The sequence below is a fragment of the Streptomyces tricolor genome, assembly GCF_002155905.1.
GTDB lineage: Bacteria > Actinomycetota > Actinomycetes > Streptomycetales > Streptomycetaceae > Streptomyces > Streptomyces tricolor.
The window spans coordinates 1-5781 of the sequence record NZ_MUMF01000304.1; the positions used below are offsets into that span (position 1 = coordinate 1).

Consider the following 5781-nt stretch of genomic DNA (forward strand, 5'->3'; position numbering starts at 1 on the left):
GCCGGAGCGGTCCTGGGCGCGGGCGCGGCCACGGCCTCCGCCGACTCGATCCCCGGTGTGGGCGTCAACTACCGCCCCGTCGACCTCGGCAACATCGACCCGCAGGCCGGCACGCGTGCCGCGACGGGCATCGTCGGCTACGTCACCGGCCCGGTCGCCGGCCTCAAGCCCAACCCGCTGGCGGGCACGGGCGTCGACCCGCTCGACAACGGCGTGGGCACCCAGCTGGCCGACTTCCAGCCGGTCGGCTCCCAGACCCTGACCCGCCCCCTGGCCCAGGCCCCGTCCCTGGGCAGCATCCCGCTGGTCGGCCAGGTCGTGGGAGGACTGGGGCACTGAGGGCGCCCCGAAAGGGGCGCGGGGAACTGCGCCCCACGACCGGCCCGCGGTCGGCGGTCGGCGGCAGTTCCCCGCCGGGGCCCCGTCAGTAGGAAGAGCCGCTCGCGCCCAGCGACCCCGTCGGATGCCACACCGTCTTCGTCTCCAGGAACGCCGTCATCCGCTCGATCCCGGGCGTCTCGAAGTAATCCACAGCCTGTGGACGCAGCACTCGCTTCAGATTGTCGGCCGCCGCGATCTCCAGCTCCTTCGCCAGCGCCTCGTCCGCGCCCGCGAGGTCGATCGCGTTGACGTCCTGGTGCGCGGCGAGCGGCGCCGCGATCTCCGCCGTACGGCCGGACAGGACGTTGACCACGCCGCCCGGCACGTCGGAGGTGGCCAGCACCTCGCCCAGGGACAGGGCCGGCAGCGGGGCCTTCTCGGAGGCGATCACGACCGCCGTGTTGCCGGTGGCGATCACCGGGGCCACGACCGACACCAGGCCGAGGAAGGACGACTCCTGCGGGGCCAGGACGGCGACCACGCCGGTCGGCTCCGGGGAGGAGAGGTTGAAGTACGGGCCCGCGACCGGGTTGGCGCCGCCGATCACCTGGGCGATCTTGTCGGTCCAGCCCGCGTACCAGACCCAGCGGTCGATCGTCGCGTCCACGACGGCCGCCGCCTTCGCCTTCGACAGGCCCTCCGCCTCCGCGACCTCCCGGACGAACTGCTCCTTGCGGCCCTCCAGCATCTCCGCGACGCGGTAGAGGACCTGCCCCCGGTTGTAGGCGGTCGCGCCGGACCAGCCGCCGAACGCCTTGCGCGCGGCCACGACCGCGTCACGGGCGTCCTTGCGGGAGGACAGGGGAGCGTTGGCCAGCCAGTTGCCCTTCGCGTCGGTCACCTCGTACACCCGGCCGCTCTCGGAACGCGGGAACTTCCCGCCGACGTACAGCTTGTAGGTCTTGAACACACTGAGTCGGTCAGACATCGAGGTATGCCTCCAGGCCGTGGCGACCGCCCTCGCGGCCGAAGCCCGACTCCTTGTAGCCGCCGAACGGCGAGGTCGGGTCGAACTTGTTGAACGTGTTGGACCAGACGACACCGGCGCGCAGCTTGTTCGCGACGGCGAGGATGCGCGAGCCCTTCTCGGTCCAGATGCCGGCCGAGAGGCCGTACTGGGTGTTGTTCGCCTTGGCGACCGCCTCGTCCGGGGTGCGGAAGGTGAGGACCGACAGCACCGGGCCGAAGATCTCGTCGCGGGCGATGGTGTGCGCCTGGGTGACGTTCGTGAAGAGCGTCGGGGCGAACCAGTAGCCGCTCTCGGGCAGTTCGCAGGCCGGCGACCAGCGCTCGGCGCCCTCCGCCTCGCCCTGCTCGGCCAGCGCGGTGATCCGGGCCAGCTGCTCGGCGGAGTTGATCGCGCCGATGTCGGTGTTCTTGTCCAGCGGGTCGCCGAGGCGGAGCGTGGACAGGCGGCGCTTGAGGGAGTCCAGCAGCTCGTCCTGGATCGACTCCTGCACCAGGAGGCGGGAGCCCGCGCAGCAGACCTGGCCCTGGTTGAAGAAGATGCCGTTCACGATGCCCTCGACGGCCTGGTCGATCGGGGCGTCGTCGAAGACGATGTTGGCGCCCTTGCCGCCCAGTTCGAGCGTGAGCTTCTTCCGCGTACCGGCGACCGTGCGGGCGATCTCCTTGCCCACCGCCGTCGAGCCGGTGAAGGCGACCTTGTTCACGTCGGGGTGCGCCACCAGCGCGGCGCCCGCGTCGCCGTAGCCCGGGAGGATGTTGACGACACCCTTGGGCAGCCCGGCCTGGCGGCAGATGTCCGCGAAGAACAGGGCGGACAGGGGGGTGGTCTCCGCGGGCTTCAGGACGACCGTATTGCCGGTCGCGAGGGCCGGGGCGATCTTCCACGCCAGCATCAGGAGGGGGAAGTTCCAGGGGATGACCTGGCCGGCCACGCCCAGCGGCCTGGGGTCGGCACCGAAGCCTGCGTGGCCGAGCTTGTCGGCCCAGCCCGCGTAGTAGAAGAAGTGCGCGGCGACCAGCGGGAGGTCCGCGTCGCGGGTCTCCTTGATCGGCTTGCCGTTGTCCAGCGTCTCCAGGACGGCCAGCTCGCGGCTGCGCTCCTGGATGATGCGGGCGATGCGGAACAGGTACTTGGCGCGCTCGGAGCCGGGCAGCGCCGACCACTTCTCGAAGGCCTTGCGGGCGGCCTTCACCGCGCGGTCGACGTCCTCGGCGCCGGCCCGGGCGACCTCGGAGAGGACCTCCTCCGTCGACGGCGAGACCGTCTTGAAGACCTTGCCGTCGGCGGCCTCGGTGAACTCGCCGTCGATGAACAGGCCGTAGGAGGGCGCGATGTCGACGATCGCGCGGGACTCGGGGGCGGGTGCGTACTCGAATGCCATGGGGGATCAGTCCACCGTCACGTAGTCGGGACCGGAGTAGCGGCCGGTGGCCAGCTTCTGGCGCTGCATCAGCAGGTCGTTCAGGAGCGAGGAGGCGCCGAAGCGGAACCAGTGGTTGTCCAGCCAGTCCTCGCCCACGGTCTCGTTGACCAGGACCAGGAACTTGATCGCGTCCTTGGTGGTGCGGATGCCGCCGGCCGGCTTCACGCCGACCTGGACGCCGGCCAGGTCCCGGAAGTCGCGGACCGCCTCCAGCATCAGCAGGGTGTTCGCGGGGGTCGCGTTCACCGCGACCTTGCCGGTGGAGGTCTTGATGAAGTCGGCTCCGGCCAGCATGCCGAGCCAGGAGGCGCGGCGGATGTTGTCGTACGTCGACAGCTCGCCGGTCTCGAAGATGACCTTCAGCCGGGCGCTGTCCCCGCAGGCCGCCTTCACGGCGGCGATCTCGTCGTACACCTTCAGGTACTTGCCGGCGAGGAACGCGCCCCGGTCGATGACCATGTCGATCTCGTCGGCGCCGGCGGCGACGGCGTCGCGCACGTCGGCCAGCTTCACCTCCAGGGCGGCACGGCCGGCCGGGAAGGCGGTGGCCACCGAGGCGACCTTCACGCCGGAGCCGGCGACGGCCTCCTTGGCGACGGCCACCATGTCGGGGTACACGCAGACCGCGGCCGTCGTCGGGGTCGTACGGTCCGTGGGGTCGGGGTGGACCGCCTTGGCGCCGAGCGCCCGGACCTTGCCCGGGGTGTCCGCGCCTTCCAGCGTCGTCAGGTCGACCATCGAGATGGCGAGGTCGATGGCGTACGCCTTCGCGGTGGTCTTGATGGAACGGGTGCCGAGGGACGCGGCGCGCGCCTCCAGGCCGACCGCGTCGACGCCGGGCAGCCCGTGCAGGAAGCGGCGCAGCGTGCTGTCGGACGCGGTGACGTCGGCGAGAGCGTGTGCGGTAGGCGTGGGGGCACCGCCCTGTCCGAGCGAAGCCGAGAACTTGGGGGAGGTGGGCATGGTCACCAGACGAGCATATCTACGCGCGTAGCGGCTGTACACCCCCGCTGCTCATACCGGGCGCGCAGATCACGGATGAGCGCCGGTTCCCTGGCGCGTGGCCGCAGCGTCGGCGGTGTCGTGCAGAATCGGGGCCATGACCACCCCGGATCACCCGTCACCCGCGTCACCGCCGCCGGCGCCCGCCGTCAAGGACCGGATCTACCGCTCGCCCCTGGGGCTGGCGGGCGGCGTGCTGCTGCTCCTGGTCGTCCTCTGGCTGGGCCTCGACGCCCTGGTCAAGGGCGAGGGCCGGACCCCGTGGCTGGCGCTGGCCGGGCTGATCCTGATCGTGCCGGTCGTCGCCGCCTTCACGCTCCGCCCGGCGGTCTTCGCGGGCGAGGACCGGCTGCGCGTCCGCAACCCGCTGCGGATCATCACCCTGCCCTGGGGCGAGGTCGCGAGCCTGCGCTCCGGCTACTCCAACGAGGTCGTCGCCAAGTCCGGCACCAAGTACCAGCTGTGGGCCATCCCCGTCTCGCTGCGCGCCCGCAAGAAGGCGGCCCGCCGGCAGCAGCGGGCGGCGGCGGACGCGGCCCGGGGCGTGACGCCGGGCCGCCGCGGCGGCGGCCTCGCACCGGGCGGCTTCGGCCTCGGCGGCTTCAGCCTGCGCGGCCCGGACACCGGTCCGACCCGCGCGGAGACCGACCAGGTCATGGACGAGCTGCGGGAACTGCTGGAGAACCGGGGCGAGGCCGAGTCGGCCCAGGGGGAGGTCACCGTGCGGTGGGCCTACGAGGTGATGGCACCCGCGGTCGCCGGAGCCGTACTGCTGGCGATCCTGGTCGCTGTGGGCTGACGCGGGGGCGGGGCGGCGCGGCGCTCGGGGGGTCGTCGGTCGCCGCTCGCTGCCGCTTGCGGGGGATGAACCGGGCGCCGGGGCGGCTTGTGGCCCGTCGTGCCGGGCGGTCGCCGGGGTGGGGCGGTCGGTGGTGCTCGGTCTGTGGTGCTCGGGCGGGGGTGCTGATCTTCCGGGTGCGAGCCCGAGCGATGGCCGGAACGGGCTGCGGGACGGGCTCGGTCCCGCCGGCCGGCGCGTGGCTCGGCGTCCTCCGGGCCGTGGCTCCCGGCCCCGCCCGTCCTGCTCCCGCCCGGTCGCGGGCGCGGTCCTTCCTTTCCCCGGCCGGTGGCGGGCGGCCGGCGTGGGCCGGGTCGTGGTGTCCGGTCGTACGGGGGACCCAACCGTTCCTCTTCGTCGAGTGTCTGGAAAGCGATGAGTACGACCCCCGGACGGCCGTCGCCGTCGCCGCTGACCTTGCCCGTTCCCGCTCTGCCCGCCGCGTCCGTGCCCGACGGCTGCCTTGCCTGGAGCGGTGAGCACGCCCGCCGCTGGCTCGACGCGCTGCCGCCCCGCTGGGTGCCCCTGCCGTCCCGGACCCGGCATCTGCTGACCGCCCTGTCCGCCGCCGTGGCGGTCGCCGGGCTGCTGGCGCTGCTCGCCGGATGGCACCCGTGGGCCGCCGCGCTGCTGGCGCTGCACGGGCTCTGGCTGTGCGCGCGCCCGGAGATCGTCCCGGTGTCCGCGCCCGCGCTCGCGGTACTGCTGGCCGTACTGCGGCCGGGCACGACCTGGCCGGAGACCGCGGTCGCCGGGGCCGTCCTGGCCGCGGTCTGGGCGGCGGCCGTCCTGCGGCTGGTGGCACGGCGCCGGCAGCGGGAACGGGCCCGGGACGCGGCCGGCGGCGCGAGCGCGCCGCTGCCGGACGCCGGCCGCCCCCTGTCCCGCGGCCGGTTCCTGCTCGTCTGCGGGGGCGTGCTGCTCGCGCTCGGGCTCGGCGCCCTCGCGGTCACCTCGGCCCACCCGCCGGACGAGGCCGAGGCTGCCCGGGCGATGCCCGCGCTCGCCTGGCTGGTGGCCGGTCAGGGCCTGACCACGCTGGTCTCCGGGCTGCTGGGCCGCCGCCGGGCCGGCGCCCTGCGCGCGGCGCCGGCGCCCGTGCTCCGGGTCCTCGTGCGCGAGGGCGCCGACGGTGACACGGAGGTGTTCGCCGCCGACGACACGGCC

The 5781-nt window shown here is 73.7% G+C and carries 5 protein-coding genes and 1 pseudogene; 3 read left to right on the forward strand and 3 right to left on the reverse strand.

The annotated features are described in order from the left end of the window. Positions 1 to 339, forward strand: a 339-nt coding sequence (locus CCN44_RS22055; protein ID WP_086698869.1) for a hypothetical protein, incomplete at its 5' end; no start/stop codon positions are given. Between the two features lie 85 nt (positions 340 to 424). On the opposite strand, the gene CCN44_RS22060 is transcribed toward CCN44_RS22055, so the two are convergent. The 3 genes from CCN44_RS22060 to deoC are packed head-to-tail and all read right to left on the reverse strand — an operon-like array spanning position 425 to position 3737. Next, complete coding sequence (locus CCN44_RS22060; protein ID WP_086698872.1) at positions 425 to 1309, reverse strand: aldehyde dehydrogenase family protein; 885 nt, start codon at positions 1307 to 1309, stop codon at positions 425 to 427. Next, positions 1302 to 2732, reverse strand: coding sequence for an aldehyde dehydrogenase family protein (locus CCN44_RS22065; RefSeq protein WP_059252283.1), 1431 nt, complete (start codon positions 2730 to 2732; stop codon positions 1302 to 1304). The genes CCN44_RS22060 and CCN44_RS22065 overlap by 8 nt, the downstream gene beginning before the upstream one ends. Before the next feature lie 6 nt (positions 2733 to 2738). After that, positions 2739 to 3737 carry a deoxyribose-phosphate aldolase gene (gene deoC / locus CCN44_RS22070; RefSeq protein ID WP_059252284.1) on the reverse strand — a complete coding sequence of 333 codons (999 nt, stop codon included), beginning with the start codon at positions 3735 to 3737 and terminating at the stop codon, positions 2739 to 2741. A 136-nt stretch (positions 3738 to 3873) separates the two neighbouring features. On the opposite strand from deoC, the gene CCN44_RS22075 reads away from it, so the two are divergent. Continuing rightward, positions 3874 to 4575: a PH domain-containing protein gene (locus tag CCN44_RS22075; protein ID WP_059252285.1), complete on the forward strand. Its 702-nt coding sequence runs from the start codon at positions 3874 to 3876 to the stop codon at positions 4573 to 4575. A 414-nt stretch (positions 4576 to 4989) separates the two neighbouring features. Next, a pseudogene (locus CCN44_RS22080) lies at positions 4990 to 5781 on the forward strand (hypothetical protein); the annotation flags it as partial.

Bases quoted from the DNA above. Each gene is read 5' to 3' on its own strand.
- CCN44_RS22065 (WP_059252283.1), bottom strand. From the start codon at position 2,732: ATGGCATTCGAGTACGCACCCGCCCCCGAGTCCCGCGCGATCGTCGAC.
- deoC (WP_059252284.1), bottom strand. From the start codon at position 3,737: ATGCCCACCTCCCCCAAGTTCTCGGCTTCGCTCGGACAGGGCGGTGCC.
- CCN44_RS22060 (WP_086698872.1), bottom strand. From the start codon at position 1,309: ATGTCTGACCGACTCAGTGTGTTCAAGACCTACAAGCTGTACGTCGGC.
- CCN44_RS22075 (WP_059252285.1), top strand. From the start codon at position 3,874: ATGACCACCCCGGATCACCCGTCACCCGCGTCACCGCCGCCGGCGCCC.